This window comes from Curtobacterium sp. MCBA15_005 (assembly GCF_001864855.1).
GTDB classification, from domain to species: domain Bacteria; phylum Actinomycetota; class Actinomycetes; order Actinomycetales; family Microbacteriaceae; genus Curtobacterium; species Curtobacterium flaccumfaciens.
Window position 1 is genome coordinate 2119 of record NZ_MJGL01000024.1, and the last position, 317, is coordinate 2435.

At 69.7% G+C, this 317-nt stretch carries 1 pseudogene; it reads left to right on the forward strand.

Annotated features, from left to right (window positions below):
* Positions 1 to 101: 101 nt before the first annotated feature.
* A pseudogene (locus tag BIU89_RS11715) lies at positions 102 to 317 on the forward strand (Gfo/Idh/MocA family protein); the annotation flags it as partial.

A 317-nucleotide genomic window follows, 5' to 3' on the forward strand; every position in this document is an offset into this window, starting at 1 on the left:
CGGGCCTCCAGGCGGTTGCGTCATGTGCTGACAAAGTCCGCCGCATCGGCTACGCTCGTTGTCGCGCTCCAATGCGCGTCACCTGAACGAAGGAGTTCTCCATGGACAGCATCGGCGTCGGGCTGATCTCGGTCGGCTGGATGGGGCGGTTGCACTCGCGTGCCTACCGAGCGTTGCCGGACCACTTCCCGGAACTCGGCGTCCAGCCGCGGCTCGTCGTCGCGGCCGACCCGATCGAGGCGGCCCGTGACCAGGCGGTGACGCGGCTCGGGTACGAGCGGGCCGTCGCCGACTACCACGAGGTCCTCGCCGACCCG